The organism is Kosakonia oryzae (assembly GCF_001658025.2).
GTDB lineage: Bacteria > Pseudomonadota > Gammaproteobacteria > Enterobacterales > Enterobacteriaceae > Kosakonia > Kosakonia oryzae.
Window position 1 is genome coordinate 2,942,048 of record NZ_CP014007.2, and the last position, 17,468, is coordinate 2,959,515.

General features: G+C 50.1%; 12 protein-coding genes. 3 read left to right on the top strand and 9 right to left on the bottom strand.

What is annotated here, in order from left to right; genetic code table 11:
* Both AWR26_RS13990 and lpxP read right to left on the bottom strand, forming a co-directional pair.
* Nucleotides 1-420: a translesion error-prone DNA polymerase V autoproteolytic subunit gene (locus AWR26_RS13990; RefSeq protein WP_064569021.1), complete on the bottom strand. Its 420-nt coding sequence runs from the start codon at nucleotides 418-420 to the stop codon at nucleotides 1-3.
* 466 nt (nucleotides 421-886) lie between these two features.
* Nucleotides 887-1,795: a kdo(2)-lipid IV(A) palmitoleoyltransferase gene (lpxP, locus tag AWR26_RS13995; RefSeq protein WP_064566727.1), complete on the bottom strand. Its 909-nt coding sequence runs from the start codon at nucleotides 1,793-1,795 to the stop codon at nucleotides 887-889.
* 298 nt (nucleotides 1,796-2,093) lie between these two features.
* Here lpxP and AWR26_RS14000 point away from each other — a divergent pair, with 298 nt between their 5' ends.
* Nucleotides 2,094-2,327, top strand: a complete 234-nt coding sequence (locus tag AWR26_RS14000) for a hypothetical protein (protein ID WP_007374831.1) — start codon at nucleotides 2,094-2,096, stop codon at nucleotides 2,325-2,327.
* A gap of 13 nt (nucleotides 2,328-2,340) precedes the next feature.
* Here AWR26_RS14000 and AWR26_RS14005 read toward each other — a convergent pair whose 3' ends face one another.
* From AWR26_RS14005 to cspF, 3 genes are all read right to left on the bottom strand, one after another.
* Nucleotides 2,341-10,929: a GH36-type glycosyl hydrolase domain-containing protein gene (locus AWR26_RS14005; RefSeq protein WP_064566733.1), complete on the bottom strand. Its 8,589-nt coding sequence runs from the start codon at nucleotides 10,927-10,929 to the stop codon at nucleotides 2,341-2,343.
* Nucleotides 10,930-11,085: 156 nt separating this feature from the next.
* On the bottom strand, nucleotides 11,086-11,256 hold the full coding sequence (locus AWR26_RS25755; RefSeq protein WP_319636982.1) for a YnfU family zinc-binding protein: 171 nt from the start codon (nucleotides 11,254-11,256) through the stop codon (nucleotides 11,086-11,088).
* 75 nt (nucleotides 11,257-11,331) lie between these two features.
* Nucleotides 11,332-11,544, bottom strand: a complete 213-nt coding sequence (cspF, locus tag AWR26_RS14010; RefSeq protein WP_071892700.1) for a cold shock-like protein CspF — start codon at nucleotides 11,542-11,544, stop codon at nucleotides 11,332-11,334.
* Between the two features lie 280 nt (nucleotides 11,545-11,824).
* On the opposite strand from cspF, the gene AWR26_RS14015 reads away from it, so the two are divergent.
* Nucleotides 11,825-12,043 (top strand): cold shock domain-containing protein, encoded by a 219-nt coding sequence (locus tag AWR26_RS14015; protein ID WP_007374827.1) that lies wholly within the window; start codon nucleotides 11,825-11,827, stop codon nucleotides 12,041-12,043.
* Between the two features lie 395 nt (nucleotides 12,044-12,438).
* Entirely contained in the window at nucleotides 12,439-12,666 is a 228-nt protein-coding gene (locus AWR26_RS25760) for a hypothetical protein (protein ID WP_035890158.1), read from the top strand.
* A gap of 444 nt (nucleotides 12,667-13,110) precedes the next feature.
* Here AWR26_RS25760 and AWR26_RS14020 read toward each other — a convergent pair whose 3' ends face one another.
* The 4 genes from AWR26_RS14020 to AWR26_RS14035 are packed head-to-tail and all read right to left on the bottom strand — an operon-like array spanning nucleotide 13,111 to nucleotide 17,363.
* On the bottom strand, nucleotides 13,111-13,884 hold the full coding sequence (locus AWR26_RS14020; RefSeq protein ID WP_064566736.1) for a dimethyl sulfoxide reductase anchor subunit family protein: 774 nt from the start codon (nucleotides 13,882-13,884) through the stop codon (nucleotides 13,111-13,113).
* A gap of 2 nt (nucleotides 13,885-13,886) precedes the next feature.
* Nucleotides 13,887-14,441 (bottom strand): 4Fe-4S dicluster domain-containing protein, encoded by a 555-nt coding sequence (locus tag AWR26_RS14025; protein ID WP_064566739.1) that lies wholly within the window; start codon nucleotides 14,439-14,441, stop codon nucleotides 13,887-13,889.
* Nucleotides 14,438-16,735, bottom strand: a complete 2,298-nt coding sequence (locus AWR26_RS14030) for a molybdopterin-dependent oxidoreductase (RefSeq protein ID WP_064566742.1) — start codon at nucleotides 16,733-16,735, stop codon at nucleotides 14,438-14,440. Before AWR26_RS14030 ends, AWR26_RS14025 begins: the two co-directional genes overlap by 4 nt.
* On the bottom strand, nucleotides 16,728-17,363 hold the full coding sequence (locus AWR26_RS14035) for a TorD/DmsD family molecular chaperone (RefSeq protein WP_064566745.1): 636 nt from the start codon (nucleotides 17,361-17,363) through the stop codon (nucleotides 16,728-16,730). Before AWR26_RS14035 ends, AWR26_RS14030 begins: the two co-directional genes overlap by 8 nt.
* Between the last annotated feature and the right edge of the window lie 105 nt (nucleotides 17,364-17,468).

Consider the following 17,468-nt stretch of genomic DNA (forward strand, 5'->3'; position numbering starts at 1 on the left):
TCAACTCACAGATTTCACGATATAGGTCACCACGCCGAAAATATCCAGATTGTCTTCGCTACCGATCATGATCGGCGCATAAGCACTATTTTCCGGCTTAAGCATAACAATGGGGTGCAGTTGCAGGCGTTTAACCGTGAATTCTCCATCAATGGCGGCAATAACGATGCTGCCATGCACCGCTCTGCGGGAACTGTCCACCACCAGTAAATCCCCTTCACCGATTCCGGCATCAACCATTGAGTCGCCGCTGGATTTCACAAAATAGGTTGCACTCGGATGCTGAATCATTAGTTCATTCAGATCGATACGCCGCTCAACATAGTCTTGCGCCGGGCTCGGAAAGCCGCAGGGAACACGCTCACTAAACATCGGTAATGCCACTATCTGGCGTAGCTCGCCGGGTGTGAAAAACTGCATGATAATCACCATTATCAATCACTGTATGCATATACAGTATTGTATATCGATAACGGAGATCAAGAAAAGGGTACGATTATGGTAGTGATCAAAAATATATTTCCTTTCCCTCACTAAATAAAAATCATTTAATTTCATCAGGTTGTATACATAACACTTCAGGGAGAGTCAGTTCCCGCCTAATATACGTGTTTCTGGATTTTTATCTGTTCAGAACCCTGAATGAAGTACGGGAAGCATCGCCCAGGTAATTGTGCGTGGTTCACACCATAGGTTTTCCACCAGCAATTGCTGGTTAAGGCAGCATGGTCTGATGCTGAAAGGGCGGGATATCGAATCAAGAAGCATTTTAAAATGCTCTCATATTGTGAAAATACACGTAACGCCGTTTTACCGACTCGTAATTCAGCTACTACCATCGGTTGCCAGTAAGGAGGTATCCGATGTGGGTCACAGGTTGATGTGATTATTCGTATAAGGATGTTTCTCCTGCTGGACGGGTTTTAAACCGGCGATGCATCCACAGGTATTGCTCAGGGGCACGGAGGATTTCATTTTCGATGATTTTATTCATGTAACCGGCTGCGACGACCTCGTCGCCCTCGGGATAGCTTGATAACGGATTACTGATATACATCTGATAACCTTTTTTATCGCTCCGTCGGATCATGCTAAGAGTGATCAAATCTGCACCAGCGAGTTTTGACAATGCATACGTTCCATTCGTCGTGGCGGCCTTTTTTACGGAGAAAAAGGGGGCGAAAACGCTACCCTTAGGCCCATAATCTTGATCAGGTGCAAACCACACAGCTTCACCGGCTTTAAGAGCATGAACAAAGCCAGATAAATTACGTCGATTAATCATCGCTTTATTTGAACGCATACGCCCTTTTGTCTGAACCCATTCCATCAATGGATTATTGTGTGGGCGATACGTTGCCATCATAGGGTGACATAACCCCATGACTCTTCCGCACAATTCAAGAGACATGAAATGAATCCCGACAACCATTACTCCTCTGGTTGCATTGGTCAGGTTTTCAATCCCTTCGACATCAAACCATTTCTTGATTCTCGCATCGCTCCAGAACCAGGCCATACCCGTTTCCATCAGCCCCAGACCAAGAGAAACAAAGTTTTTATTGACCATCTGGCTTCGGGCAAAAGGTGTCATTTCGGGAAAGCAGAGTTCAATATTTTTAATCGCAATACGTTCCCGGCGCTTCAGAAAGGGTCTGGATATTTTCCCAAGAGCAGAGCCCAGAATATGTAAGGCCGGGTAAGGAAGTTGAACGATAAGCCACAGCAGGCCCAAACCAGACCAGGTAAACCAGTAGCGGGGATAGAGTAAATTATGATGAAAGGGTTGTGACATAAATTTCCTTAACGCTAATGAAAGTTGTAACGCATAAGGAAAATAATGAAGAATTGATCTTTAGCGATACATATCATTTTAGACAGTTGAAGACTGTTTAAATTCAGAAAATAAAACAATCCTGCACGTAATGGTAAAAGATATGGAGAACCGGGATAAAATAGTGAACCAGTAAATTTATGAGCTGATTATTGACGTGCAGGAAGTTCTCCTCTGGATTCATCATCCTCAAGATACTCAAAAGCGAAAAGGTGAATGTCTGATTTATGATACAATACCCTTCCATGAGAAATTTATGATGAAATCAGAAGACACTCTTGATTGGTATCCGGCACAGTTGCCGCCCGTGAAAATTATTCTTGGTGAAGCCGTGCTGGCTGTGGGTAAACAGGGCCGACCGATTAATACCCGAACGTTGCTTGAATACCTTCAGGTTATGCAGGGCAAACAAAAAAGGCGGGATGACAAAGTCGCTATGCAGACTGCGATTGATGTTCTCAGGGATAATCAGCGCATTAACGGCAGACGTTAATGCGCGTCTGAAATCAGTATCCGTTCTGAATGATTTCAACTGAATGGTTTTGTCCATCATCCCGCAGTGGGATTCTGTCATCAGGGAGGAGAACGCCATCCAGCGTAACCCGATATTCTCCTTCGCCGCGTGAGACACTAATCTGATAATGGCTTTCGCCATATTGATATCTCATAGAAAAAGACGGCCACTCATCTGGCAACCGGGCATGAACAGTAAAGGCAGCACCGGAGCGTTTTATCCCCAGTAATTCCTCAGTAAGTAAACGCAAGGCCCAGCCTGCGGAACCGGTATACCAGCTCCATCCTGCTCGTCCGGTATGAGGAGCGACACTGTAGACATCAGCACTCATAACATAAGGCTCAGCTTTATAGATCCCGACCGAGTCCGCATTCAGGGTATGATTTATCGGGTTGAGCATTGACCAGAGTTGCCAGGCGCGTTCTGCATTCCCCATCCGGGCAAATGCCATCACTGCCCAGATAGCGCCATGAGTATACTGCCCCCCGTTCTCCCGTACACCGGGCAGATACCCCTGAATGTAACCCGGATTAGGACCGTGTCCATCGAAAGGCGGCGTTAAAAGCTTTATCAATCCCCCCTCATTATCCACAAGGTACTTATCCAGCGCCTGCATAGCTTGCGAGCAGCGGACCGGGCTTGCGGCTCCGGACAATACAGACCAGCTCTGGGCTATCGCATCAATCCGGCAGTCCTGCGAGGCTTTCGCCCCCAGGGGCGTACCATCGTCAAAATACCCGCGCCGATACCATTCGCCATCCCAGGCATGGGCTTCAAGATTGTTTTGCAGGCGCAGGGCCTGTGAACGACACATCGAGGCGACAGTGTCATCCTGCTTGCGCTCCGCCAGCGCTGCAAACCGCTGCAAAATATCGTACAGGAAGAAGCCCAGCCAGACGCTTTCACCTTTGCCTTCGATACCTACCTGGTTCATCCCGTCATTCCAGTCACCTGCCCCCATCAGCGGCAGGCCATGCCCTCCGAACCGCAGACCATGTTGAATCGCTTTGACGCAGTGTAACCAGAGTGTCTCTTCGGTGCCGCTGATGACCGGCGTGTCATAGACTGACTCTTCACCAGGCTGAAGCGGGCGTCCCTCCAGATAAGGGATGAGTCTTTCCAGGACATCCTTATCCCCCGTCGTTTCAACATAGTGACAAACGGCAAGTGGGAGCCACAGGTAGTCATCAGAACAGCGGGTACGAACACCGTTGCCATGTGGAGGGTGCCACCAGTGTTGCACATCCCCCTCGATAAATTGCCGTGATGCACACAGTATTATCTGTTCACGCATCCGGTTCGGATCGGCATGACTCAGTGCCAGTGTATCCTGCAGTTGATCGCGAAAACCAAATGCGCCGCCAGACTGATAGTAACCACTGCGGGCCATAAGGCGACAGGCGACTGTCTGATACATTAGCCAGCCATTAACCAGTAAATTTACGGAAGTGTCGGGGGTGTTAACCACGATTTTATCGAGCACATTGTGCCAGTGGTTGTGAACCCGGTTTAGCGCCTGGCGGACCGTATTCTCATTCATATAATGGGCAAGCGTCTCCTGAGCACGTGCGTGATTCTCATCTGCGCCGAGGATAAAAATAAACGTCCTCTGATCCCCATCAATTAATGTGACCGCCGATTGTACCGCCCCGCAGGGATCCAACCCTGCTCCCGTCTTACCGGAAAGTTTGCGCAGTTTCATAGCAGACGGATCGTGCAGGGAACCATTACGGCCGATAAACTCGCGACGGTCACCTGTCAGTGAACAATCATTACCGCTGACGGCAAAAAATGCAGTACGCCCGCCACCGTTATCACCGTAAAAATTGTTCGCCAGCACCCCGCAGCCGCCAGGGATACTGGCCGCCTGTGTCACGATGTGAGGAGCTGAGCGCGTTCGGGCTTCTCCGAGTGTCCACTCCACATAGCCAGTGACAGAGAGTTTACGAGTTCGTCCCGACGTATTACTGAGCGTCAGGAGCGCCAGTTTTACCGGCGCCTCTTCGGCAACCAGGACCGTCAACTCGCTGTCTATACCGTTCTCACGATGGGCAAAAACGCTGTAACCAAAACCATGGCGGGTCAGATAATCACCGTGTCCGCGAACCGGCAAAGCCGTCGGTGACCAACACTCACCGCTCTCTTCATCGCGCAGATAAAACGCCTCGCCGCTGCGATCGCTCACCGGATCGTTCTCCCACGGTGTTAACCGGTATTCATGCGCATTCTCATACCAGGTGTAAGCCTGTCCTGCCTCTGAAATCACACTGCCAAAACGGGAATTTGCCAGTACGTTTGACCAGGGTGCCGGTGTCAGCGCATTTTCCCGCAGGACAATCTGATACTCCCGACCATCCTGCGAAAATCCACCGTACCCATTGAAATGACTTAACTGACTGATATCGGGGATCCAGTCCGTATGTTGATTACGCTCCCGCACAGCACGCGGAATGAATGCTCTTGCTGGAGGTTTCAGGGTATGAATACGCTGGTTAAGCTGCTCATTAATTCCACCTGCGCGGTCATCAAGATAAAGACAGGCCACGCTCATCAAAAGCAACTTATCCTCAGCGGAGAGGTGCTCGCCATTACGGACAAAAAGCCCGCCCGTTTTATCCAGCAGACTGGCTTCAGACCCGGCATAAATTAAATCCATAATCTTATTTTGTAATCCCTGCTGGTAGCCACCGGGGCTGTTATTCAGGATCACCAAATCAACATCCAGTCCTTTCTGTCTCCAGTACCGGTGTGCCTGAATCAGTGTGGTAACGGAGGCGATACTTTCCTCACTGGTAATACTAAGCAGCACTATTGGCAGATCGCCTGAAATTGCCCAGCCCCACAGACCGGACTGACCACGCCGGTTACGGCTGATCATCTGACCTTCGGCGCGCAGCTCCTGGACAGGGTAAAGCACTGCGCTGGCGAGACGGTTAAACAAAGTGGCATCATCTTCACTGGCGTTCATCTGGCGTAATACCACCAGACTGTGCGACCAGGCCAGTTCAAAGACGCGATCGGCAATAGGGTAATCGCGATATTTCTCCAGCAACGCCAGACTCTGCTGACGGGTATCACTGACACCATAAATAATGTCAATCGTGACCGGCTGCCCCGGCTGCAGAATGATGGTGTTGCGTATCGCCAGTATAGGGTCCAGTACTGGCCCCGACGTGTTGCTGAGCGCCCCTCCGCCCTCTATTGCCTGGGCGTTAGCGGGGGTTCTGCCACGACCAAGAAATTTTGCCCGGTCCGTTTCAAACGAGACGTTATGACGGTTATCGCCATGCACCACCATCATGTGAAACAGGCAGGGACTCGGCTCATCCGGTGAGCGCGGGCGCCGGTGGCAAAGAATAGCGTCACGCTCAGGATTCAGCTCAGTCTGAATAAATAAATTGCTGAATGCCGGGTGTGCCAGATCGCTGGCATCAGGTGCCAGTACCACTTCGGCATAGGTTGTCAGCGCCAGGGCCCGGGGCTGGCGACCACGATGAATCAGTGTGAGCCGTCGCAGCTCAATATCATCCTCCGGGGAGATCACAACCTGAGTTTTGACGCTGAGCCCAGCGAAGGTGCGTCTGAATTCAGCGCTCGCATCGGTGAAGATCACTTCCTCGTCGTGTTCGCTGGCGTTGCCTGTCGGCTGCCAGGTATTGCTCCACACGTCGCCCGTCTGCATATCGCGGATATAGCAGAATGTTCCCCAGTTATCGCGCGTGGTATCACTGCGCCAGCGCGTGAGAGCAATATTATTCCAGCGACTGTAACCTCCCCCTCCCGCTGTCAACATCAGATGGTAATGGCTGTTGGACAGCAACTGAATATCCGGGGCGGGCGTGTCCACCTCATTGAAAATTCGGGGTTCATAGCGAACGGGTTTGACCCTGCCCTCATGAGATTCAAAATGACGGCGTGGGCTGTAGAGATCGACCGCATCCGGCACGCGCTCCTGTAACAGCAGACTCGCTGACCGGAAAACTGTACTGGACATGAATCGCTCAGCCATGGGGGCATCAAGCAGCACATGGGCCAGCGCCTGAAAAGCCATGCCCTGGTGATGTGCCATCCATGACTGCACCACCGCATAAAGCTGACCGGTTGCGAGGCGTGAAGGGGTATAGTCCAGCGCTTCGTAAAAACCATATTCGCCACGTGCGCCATTTTTTTGCAGTCTGAGCAGATTCTCACAGGCTCTCTGTGGTGAGACTATCAGCGCCAGCAGCGTGGCGTACGGGGCGACCACCATGTCATCGGCAAGTCCCCTGCGCAGACCGAGCCCCGGCACGCCAAATGCCTGATATTGATAATTATGCTGAACATCAAAAGCATGATAACCAGACTCTGAAACGCCCCATGGCACCCCGCGTTCTTTCCCCCAGTGAATCTGGCGCATAACCGCCGACTGACTCATCTCATCGAGCAGACTGCCAGGCCAGGTGGGCATCACCAGATTCGGCATCAGGTATTCAAACATAGACCCGCTCCATGACATCAGGGCAGTTTCATTATCAATCGTGGTAAACAGCCGCCCCAGCGCGTACCAGCTTTTAAGAGGTAGCTGATTAGTCGCAATAGCGAGAAAACTGGTCAGGCGAATTTCAGAGGGCAGAAGATCGTAATGGCTCTTATCAGGCGTATTCGTGTCACAGTTATAACCGACACTGAGCAGACTGGTTGCTTCGCTGTACAGAAAGGCGAAATCCATCCGGGCATGCTCATTCAGCCGCTGTTCAAGCTCGGTGATAATATTCAGCCGCATCCGGGCCTGCTTCGTCGCTGATGCCGGAGATGTTCCCTTACCGGTAAATGTCGCACGGGCAAGCTCGCTCAGCGTCGGCAGCGGCTGTTCGTTCCAGGAGGCAGGTAGCCAGCCAAGCAGCAGCGACCACTCATGGCAAAGCTGTACCAGTTGATGCTCCAGATGCCCTGCCCAGCGCATCTGAAGAGGAGATCCCTGATGACATTGCGTTGTCAAATGGTTGCACTGGGTGCGCATTTTTTTCAGCTCGCTGAAAAACGCCTGCGGAGGTAGCGATACCGCGCTCAGGCAGTGGTTGCGCAGCAGCCGCAGGCTATCAGGCGGGTTCTGGCCCCACTGTTTTTCCAGAATATCCAGCGTATCGTTCAGCCCTGCCAGTATCCGTTGGGTGTTTAAAACGGGCTGATGACGCATGGCGGACAGCCCTTCACGCAGTGTCAACAAATGCCCCGCCATGTTTCCGCTGTCGACACTTGAAACATAGCGTGGGCTGAGAGGGACCAGCGTACGGGTGTCATACCAGTTATAGAGATGGCCCCGGTAATGCTCCATTTTATCCAGTGTGTCGAGGGTGAGCGACACGCGCCGGAGCACCTCTCCGCCGGGCAGGTAGCCAAAGTCCCAGGCTGTCAGGTTAGCCATAAGGGAAAGGCCAATATTGGTAGGAGAAGTCCGATGGGCCACCATCGGTTGCGGTATTTCCTGGTAGTTATCGGGTGGAAGCCAGTTTTCTTTTTCTGTGGCAAAGGTCTCAAAAAATGCCCAGATTTCACGACTCGTCTGGCGTAACAACTGTTTTTGTTCCTGATTTGGCAAAAACACCTTACGCACAGGCTGGCGACTCAGCCAGCTCATCAGCAGCGGTGCCAGACACCATAACAAACCGATCGGCAAAGCAATTGCCAGCAGTGGCGGTGCAAATTGTCCGGTCAGTATTGTAAGCGTTACGCCAGCTGCAACATTCAGCCACATCGCCTGATAAAAACGTACAACAGAGGGTTTGTCCTGATTGCTGTCCAGGCTGTGACTGACCCACTGGCTGAGATGACGCCTGCTGACCCCCAGTCGCCATAGCGTCACGGCAATCGCCTTGAGCGAATATCCGGCTTCATGCGGCAGTATCGCAAAATTAAGGCCGATGCCCGACAAACGCTTCAGCGCGCCTGCCCCAACCAGTAACAGATGCAGCTTCAGACGACGACGCAGAGGTTTATGCAGAAAGTTGTGGACGATGCTGGGGATGGCAGGTAACAGCCATATCAGTGCCAGTACGCCAAGCCAGTAAAATGGATTGGGTACCCAAATCAGGGAGAAGAACAGCAATACCAGTAAAGAAGGAGCGACCAGACTGCGACGCAAATTATCGAGTAATTTCCAGTAAGAAAGTGTGGACAGCGGATTCTTATCCCGGGTTCCATCCGTTTTTCTGACGCGTGGCTTCAGCCAGTTAAGCAGTTGCCAGTCGCCCCGGATCCAGCGTGAACGACGCGCGACGTCCGAAAGGTAATTATTGGGGTACTGTTCGTAAAGTAAGACCTCACTCAGTAGCCCCGATCGTGCATAGCACCCTTCAAGTAAATCATGGCTGAGAACCAGATTTTCCGGGCAAGTGTTGGCAGTGGCCAGCACAAAGATATCGACATCATAAATCCCTTTACCGACGAACGATCCTTCCCCAAAAAGATCCTGATAGATATCCGAAGACATCATCGAATAAGGATTATTACCAGGCACGTTACTGCGTATGGCGGCATAACGTCCCTGACCGTTGCGTGGTATCTCCTCCGCGAGGCCGGGTTGCAGGATGCCGAATCCTTTAATGACCCTCTGGCGTAGCGGATCATACTCTGGCTTATTCAGCGGATGCGCCATTGTCGCGACCAGCTTGTGTGCCGTATCGCGTGGCAGCACCGTATCACTGTCCAGTGTAATGACGTATTTAATGTGACCCGGTAAAAGATGAGCAGGTATATCCGCAACACTGACGAATTGAGTCCCCGGATGACGCAACCAGCTGTTCAGCAACGCCAGTTTTCCCCGCTTGCGTTCATAGCCCATCCACGTTCCTTCAGAGGGGTTCCATTCAGGTTGCCGGTGTAGCAGATAGAAACGTGGGCGGCTGGAGGGATAGCGGCGATTAAGCGCCTGCATATCGGCGATAGCCTGTCTGAGCAGAGCGTTATTTTCCGGCGAGGGTTCATTCTCAGAATCAGCGAAATCAGTGAGCAGAGCGAACCTGAGATTTTCGTTTTGATTCCCCAGCCAGCAGACTTCAAGGCTGGTGAGGAGCTTGCTGAAACTATCGTGGCTGGTCAGCATGCAGGGGATGGCGATCATGGTTGCGCTGTCAGCAGGAATGCCGGTTGAAAAATCCATCCCTGGCAATGGATGAGGAACGCGAAAACGGGTGGTTGCGTCACTGAGCAAATCACTCATTAACTGAGTTAAAGCGATAATCAGAGGCAATGCCACCACGATCAACAGCCAGTCTGCGCCCTGCAGAGCAGTTTCGTGCAAAACTGCCGCTGTCGTTGCAGTTGTCAACAACGCCAGGCTTCCAAGCCAGGACAACAGGGTTATTCTGTTGAAACTGTGCCGCAAACGTATGAGCCTGGAGGTGTCTGCCAACAGATGAATCTCCAGCTGCTGTCGACCTTCGCCCGCCAGATAATAGCCAACGTGATGTTCCTGTGTGTCGGGAGCACTCTCCCCCGAAAGCGCCAGCACCCTGCCCGCAACCTCAGGCTCACTGAGACCACTGTCTCGGGCCAGGATCTCAACAACGTGGCGGTAATGATCCCGGGTATTAAAGTGCATCCGGGGATAGATACCGGCAGGATCATTGCGTAATGCCTGTTCGACGACACTTATCGTTTCGGCGAAATCAGCCCAGTCCGTTTCGCTCAGTAATCGCAGGCCCGCGATGCTGTTACTGACGGATAGCTGGCTGGCGGCAAGCTGTTGATTGAAGCTATGAATGAGAATGTCAGTGGTGACTCCCTGTTCCCGGAGGCACTGATCAACCCAGGTAAGAGGTAACGACAGCGCGTTGCCATGCCCCTGCAGGCGCCGCACCAGTTCTGCGACAAACGCACTGGTTAACGGAGGACGAGAGCGCGCCATATCGGCCACCACCATGATTAAATCACCAGGCTCGTTCTCTGCACATTCGAAAATCCTGGTTATCCATGTATCTGCCAGGTTTCTGTCCTGCTGAGCTTTTATCACTTCTATGCTGATACGACGAAGATTTTCAATCAGCGCCAGGCGCAGCATCCCCGGTAATGCCCAGACTTCACCTAATGTCAGCGGTGTCACCTGTTGATAGGCTGTGAGGTAGCTGGTCAGGCTGGCGGTATCCCAGCGCCCATCACCGTGAGCAATGGCCTCTGATGCAATATTGTAAATTCGTGGACAATTCAGCGGTGCCATCAGCGACGGGAGACCTTTACCAAAGCTTTTCGGCAAATGCTGGCGGACACTGCGGATTTGCTCCTCAATCAGATAATAATTGTCCAGCAACCATTCCCCGGCGGGCATGATACTCGTCTTTTTACCCGCGTTAAGCTCATAGCAGATTTGCGTGATGACGATCTCATTGTCGCCGAGCCTTTTCAGCAGGTAATAAGGAAGTTTATCCGGCGATAACTTATGTGTACGTGCCAGTTTCTGACCGTAGCGTTCCATCTGGGCAGTCGAAAAGAGTTCTGACCGCGGATTGCTTTCACCGTCAGGATCGTTCGCAGAAAACGTCATGTTTTCGGCGTCATTCGTAGGAATACGGGAGTGGTTAAACCACGCTCTGGGGTTCATTTTCATAGCGTTGCTCTGATGCGACGTTAGCGCGCAGGAGCAGTTGCGAAATCAGTTCAGAAACGTTCTCTCAGGATGGGCGTAAGGCATCAGGGATTTAACATCTGCTGGAATTTAACTTAGGTATAAAATATGGGCTCTGTTTGAGGTTTTTCGGTCGGACTAGCGTCGGGAGATAAACAGGGCCTTACACCCTGGGCACAGCATGGCCTGATTGCCACGGATTTTTGACACCGGTTGAGCTGATTTTAAGCCACAAACAGGGCAGGCGGCAGTGGCGGTAGAAGCACCGCTGAAGAGTTTCATTGCGTAATCGATAATGGACATAATCATTAACCTTTCAATGAATGAGCCTCACCGTATCACACTTGGTTAAGTTTTAATCTATTTATTTTGGTGCACTGAAATTCAGGAAAGATAGATGTTCGCCGCCACAGGCCCCCTGAGACCGTGAATCCGACAAAATTCAATACGGCTTCCGGGAATGGGTAATTCCGATTCGCGTGAATTAACGGCTGAAATATGAAGCAGAACGTCTTTTCTGCCATCTGAAGGGGTGATGAAACCTTTACCGCTGAGAATGTCAAAACTTTTGACAATTCCTGTCATTTTATGGGACAAGTCAATTCCTTATTGAAAACACGCAAAGACTATACCCTGAAAAAATTATCTTGCCACTTTTAATTTTCCTTGCAGGCCCTCTGGACGGCTAAAATATAATTTGCTTATTCTGACTTCCCGTGCCTTAATGAATCCCATCAGTTCGATGTACAAACGAACGTTAAACATTTTCCGGGCAGTCCTCATTACCAGGCGTTATCGCTGATATCCCCTCTTTTGAGTCCATACGTTTAATACTATACGTTTACTATCAATATTATAATTTGTAACGGGAATCAGTATGACCTCAAGAATTAAAGGCCTTGTAAAATGGTTTAACGAAGACAAAGGTTTTGGTTTCATCTCTCCTCTTGATGGAAGCAAAGATATCTTTGTTCATTTTTCAGCGCTTAACGGAGACAACTTTAAAACCTTATTTGAAGGGCAGAAAGTTGAATTCGCAATACACAGTGGAGACAAAGGTCCTGCTGCGGCAAACGTAATACTTTGCGATAAATAAATCTTTGTGGATCTGCGACAACGATGACGGATTACTCCTGAGTAGACAGATCCATAAATTAATGTAGATAAGGCAGTTTATTCTTAATATCAGGTCAGCATATTTTTGCACATCTACGAGTGTGCTGACCGATGTGATGAAGTGCAGGTCTGCTGCATGAAAAGTCTAAAAGCAGAAGCTAACTGCTTGTTAAATAATAAAGTGCGTAAGAGGCCAGGCAGCCTCCGAAAGCATCACGTCCTTGATTCTACTTTGTTTTAATTTTCTTCATCCTTCAAAATTAAAAAAGAAAATTGCAGATTTTTGTAAATATCACATAGTCGGCGCAGGCGCAGGTTGATCACAAAAAAATTATTTCCTGTATCGAAGAGATTGCCTTATGGAAAAACCAACAGATGATAAAAGTCCTTGTTTTTTTTAATGCTGAGTCCTGTAAGGTCATGACCGTTCTTGAAGGTATATCCTCTATTAAGCAGGAATATCCAAACGGTGAAGAAACTCATCTTCGGATTATGTCAGCAGGCTTTCCATCTTTGACCGGAGATCATGGTGTTGTTCACGTGGCTTCTGACAGGGAATTGACTTCACAGGAGATACTTGATGCTGCCAGGAAATATTTATAGCATTTCATTAAGTTCTCTGCTTTACATTTAATTGCGCACGCTCACTTACCCTATTCAACAGATACAACTAAAAAAATGAGTAAAAAACCTTTATCGCCTGCTAACTGCAGGCTTTTTTTATAACACATTCAAAATTTTATAAGCGCTTACCCTGAGAAGTGAAAATCATTCTTTGCGTACTGACAAATTGTCGATATCGCTCTAATTCCCTTCATGCTATCTTGCCTTTTATGGTGAATCCTCCTAAGCGGCGGGGCTAATTAACCTGATGACACTTTTGCTGGAATGCTCATCATGCACGACTGAAGCAGCGAGCCACGGGGGGTTACCCAAAGGCTTACCGGGAGGCACCCGGCATCATATATATAAGCCCCTGCAGCAATGCAGGGGCTTTTTCACAGGAAATATGACCGGTATAAATTCAGAAAGCCGGTTGATGCGGGCTCAGTACGGCTGACCTATATTAATAATAGTACTCACCGTATCACCAAAGAATGTCAGTCGACTCAGGATAATACCTGAAAGTGCAATGATAACCGTTGCAATGGAAACCGACACTTTCTGACGCTGACAGGACAAGACGAGCGTTAGCGCGAAACAGATTAAGCCGGACCAGAAAAAAGGAGATGTGCTCCATTGTTCTGCGGTCATACGTGCAATCGTCCCACCGCTGCGCCAGATAACCGGTGCGATAACCATGGCCAGAATCAGCAACACCAGCCCCTGGCGTAAGGGGGAAAGTGCCGGAGACTTATCCAGCAACGGGAGCATTGCCGCCCCCATTACCCATGCCGTTAACAGGTAGAGAATCATCGGCAGCCCGTTATTGATGGCGATCATTGCGGGTGCTGCATATGTCAGCCCCTGCACTGCAATCAGAATGATCCCCATCACTGCCGCTGCAATCACGGTCACGACTTTGCCATCGGTGAACAGTGCCAGCGCAATCGTTACGGCAAAAAGGCTTGCTGCCAGAATTTCCCTGCTAAGCCATGAATGTCTTAAGTTGATAAAAGCGTTATAGCCATGGAACGGATCGGCCAGATGGAAGGTTGCTCCAATCAGGGATACGCCCAGAACCACGCCCGTAATAAACCATGACCTGCGCTGCGGGATATCACGGTTATAAATGCGCCGCCAGGCAAGAAACAGGGCCATTCCGACAGACGTCTGGCTCAGCGATGTAAAGAAAACCAGTGGTAACTCATAGTGTTCCATGATTATTCTCCAGCCTGATGCGGTGTGCGGGGCATAATGAAGCGGGTCCCGGGGTTCAGGGATGGCATAACAGGGTAGCCGGGGGGATACTGTATGGCATTTCCGGGGGCACCCTCTCCATCCAGATCGATCATGGTTAATGCGCCGACAGGGCAGGCATCAATGCAGGCTGTTTGTAAACCTGCATCTAACCGCTCATAACACATACTGCATTTTTCAGCTTTATGAGTGACTTCGTTAAATCTGGGGGCGCCATAAGGACAACTGCGCAGGCAGTTTTTACAGCCTATACAGCGAGCAGGATCATGTACGACGATACCATCTTCGCGCAGGGTATAGGCCTCAACCGGGCACGCATCCAGACAGGCGGGATGCTCGCAGTGGTTGCATGCCAGCGAGTAGAAAGCCCTTTCTTCGTGCGGATAGATGGAATTCCCCAGGGGGTAGACATAGCGCCAGAACAGATCCGGCTCCAGTTGATTAAAACTTTTACAGGCCATGGCACAGCCACGGCACCCGATACATTTTTCACTATCGACCAAGAATGCACGTCTCATGCTTTTGCTCCTTGTACCGATTTATCCTGTGCTGACATTGTTGTTAACTCTATATCAGCAAACTGACAATGGATGGCGGAACCCGGTGAACCGGTTTTCATTTGCCCCATATCTGATGAGGTATCGTCGACCACATTCTGAACGTTAAAACTCTTTTTCGGGAACCAGGCCTCATACATCACCAGCATATCTTTCGGTACGTTCGTGGTAAGTCTGGCCCTGACAGTTACGTCACCAATGCCATTAAAGACACGAACCCAGTCCAGTTCCCTGATACCTTTGCGTTGTGCCGCTGCGGGATGGAGGTAAACAAATGGTTCCGGGTAAAACACTTTCATCCAGTCCAGATTAATGAACTGTGAATGGATGCCAAATAATGCATGAGGAGTAAAAAGCTGGAATGGATGGGTCTTCGCCCTGCCTGGTTTATATTCAGGTAAGCGTGAGTGGCCGTTCTCCTGACTCAGCGCCGAAGCAAATTCATATTTACCGGATGGTGTTTTGAACTTGAAGTCGTGCCAGGCCGCAGGATGTGGCAGTTTAGCTTTGACAGGACCATTGAGCAGCTCTTCCCAGGATGAGATACCAAACAGTTTGTAGATCCCATCGTTAAATTCTTTCGCTACCCACTCTTTACTGTCAATCTCCTGCGGGAATGTACAGGAGCCCGGGGACAAGCGATTCATTGTTCGGGATAGAGCCGCCGCTATCTCAATATCCGATTTCGACTCATACATTGGTTTAATCGCCGGCTGGTTAATGGTTAACCAGTAATGCCAGTACGATACCGAGACATTCCACTCCTCCATTTGAGTTGTGGCAGGTAAAACAATATCGGCCTGCTCCACGGTTTTATTGAAAAAATGGTCCACGCACACCACCATCTCCAGCTTTTTGAAAGCCTTAAGCATTTTATTATGATCAAAATCCTGTGATAGGGGGTTCTTACACGCCACCCACAACATACGGATGGGCGGATCATTCGTGTCCAGTATCGCCTGGGCGGTTTTGTTTATATTCACACTGCGGTCGGTATAGCTGGCTTCCGTTTTTGCCGCAAAATCAAACTCACCTTTTGGTCCTTTCTGCCCAGTAAACCCAACCGATCCCTCAGGTTGTTTTTGCAGCATGGCGTGATAATTGAATCCCCAGGTATAAAGGTGACCATAACGTGCGCCTCCCCCTTCCAGACCGATATTCCCCGTCATGGCGACCAGTGCATCAATGGCACGCACATTTGCGCCTCCATTGATATGGCGTTGCATACCGTAACCGATCCAGATAGTCGCTGGTTTTACTGCAGCAAAATCTTCTGCAAGCTGACGAATGGTGTCGGCAGGAAGGCCACACTGCTCCGCTGCCCACTCCAGGGTGATGTTTTCCTCTAAATACTGTGCAAAATCAGAAAAACCGACGGCATACTGGGTAGTAAAGTCTTTATCCACCAGACCGTTGTCTAATAAGTGGCGAGCCATACCCAGCGCCAGCGCGCCATCGGAGGCTGGTTTTATCCGCAAGTACAAATCTGCTTTGGCTGCTGTCTGCGTCAGGAGGGGATCAATAACAACCACTCTGGCTCCACGCTCCCGCGCCTGATAGATGTATTTCATGCTATGCATGGAACACCAGGCAGGGTTAGCGCCCCAGATAATGATGTACCTGGACTTGACCATATCTTCGGGATCGTTACACCACATATCCCCCATGTCATAGCTCTGGGCATCAATTCCTGCAGGCCAGCAGGGAGTGCCGACAAAACGGGTGGTGTAACCCAGCGAGGACATCATGCCTTCAACACCGTAATTCAGAATGCCCAAATTACCTGAATATTTCGTGAGACCCAGCCCCAGAAGCGAGCCATCTTTCTTTTTAATCTCCAGAATTTTGCTGGCAATGCGTTCCATTGCGTCTTCCCAGGAGATGCGGCGCCATTTACCGGAGCCTCGCCCATCCTGAATCATTGGGTATTTAATCCGGTCAGGACTGTAGACCCGGCGGGGATAGGTCAAACCTTTTATGCAGGGTTGACCATGCGTGAAAGTCGACTCTTTTGCTCCGTCAATATAGTGGATGACACCGTCTTTAACGTGAGTTCTCAGGCTGCAGGTGTCATAGCAATTGCGGGGACAGGAATTTCGATAAAGGGTGTAGTTATCAGGATTGTAAGGTATCGGGGGCTGTGCTGCAGCCCGGCGAGGGATCAACAGACCGCCTGGCAGGCTGGTAGCAACGCCTGCGATGGCAAGGTTTTTGATAAAGCGCCGCCTGGCGGGGGAATCAGGTGTGTCAGTCATGGAGAATTCTCCGCTGTAAATCGAAAAACCAAAGCGAAAGTACGTCAGCAACTGAGGCAATCAGCGGCGTTGATACATGGGCTTTGATACGGGTAATAAAGTTCGGCAACCATTTACTCAGGTGCTGATGCGTCAGCCAGCTCAGTACTTCTCTCTGTTCTGGCGTCAGTTCAGGTAACGATACCAGTAGCAAACAGGCCTCAACCTCATAACTAATTGAATCATCAGGAAATTTATTTTCCAGTGAAACTTCGAAACCCAGTTCGTGATAACACTTGCGTATTTCGAGCGTACTTTTCCCCATGACTTGCGGCTCTGTATGCAGATATACGGAAGCATAAGGCGGAGCCAGCAAAGCCATGGGACCTACAAATAGCCGATTAAAATCGTATTCGACCTCAAGCCAGTCCCCGGAGGTAGGGATTGCGGGTAACCCCGGATAGGGCAGGCACAAATCCCGGAGTCTGTTACTGATTTCAGCCAGCGAGCCTGATTGCGGGAAAGCAAAAAAGTCGCGAAGACAGATCCCTGTGGCTATCCATTCTTCACGAGAAAAGGACACGGGTAAGGCTGATAAAGAGGGAGGAAGTGTTTCACCCTGCTCTTCCCTGGCTGACGAAAAAACCATATGAAATATCCTATATTCTTAAGAATAATCTCACTGTAAAACTACCGGCAGAGGATGTTTTTTGATCATGAATACGTTTTTATTGTTTTTTTAAGGCCTGGGGGA

Excerpts from the sequence above, each read along its gene's own strand:
- lpxP (WP_064566727.1), bottom strand. The coding sequence starts at position 1,795 with ATGTCACAACCCTTTCATCATAATTTACTCTATCCCCGCTACTGGTTT.
- AWR26_RS14030 (WP_064566742.1), bottom strand. The coding sequence starts at position 16,735 with ATGACTGACACACCTGATTCCCCCGCCAGGCGGCGCTTTATCAAAAAC.
- AWR26_RS14020 (WP_064566736.1), bottom strand. The coding sequence starts at position 13,884 with ATGGAACACTATGAGTTACCACTGGTTTTCTTTACATCGCTGAGCCAG.
- AWR26_RS14015 (WP_007374827.1), top strand. The coding sequence starts at position 11,825 with ATGACCTCAAGAATTAAAGGCCTTGTAAAATGGTTTAACGAAGACAAA.
- AWR26_RS25755 (WP_319636982.1), bottom strand. The coding sequence starts at position 11,256 with ATGATTATGTCCATTATCGATTACGCAATGAAACTCTTCAGCGGTGCT.
- AWR26_RS14000 (WP_007374831.1), top strand. The coding sequence starts at position 2,094 with ATGAAATCAGAAGACACTCTTGATTGGTATCCGGCACAGTTGCCGCCC.
- AWR26_RS14025 (WP_064566739.1), bottom strand. The coding sequence starts at position 14,441 with ATGAGACGTGCATTCTTGGTCGATAGTGAAAAATGTATCGGGTGCCGT.
- AWR26_RS14005 (WP_064566733.1), bottom strand. The coding sequence starts at position 10,929 with ATGAAAATGAACCCCAGAGCGTGGTTTAACCACTCCCGTATTCCTACG.
- AWR26_RS14035 (WP_064566745.1), bottom strand. The coding sequence starts at position 17,363 with ATGGTTTTTTCGTCAGCCAGGGAAGAGCAGGGTGAAACACTTCCTCCC.
- AWR26_RS13990 (WP_064569021.1), bottom strand. The coding sequence starts at position 420 with ATGCAGTTTTTCACACCCGGCGAGCTACGCCAGATAGTGGCATTACCG.
- AWR26_RS25760 (WP_035890158.1), top strand. The coding sequence starts at position 12,439 with ATGATAAAAGTCCTTGTTTTTTTTAATGCTGAGTCCTGTAAGGTCATG.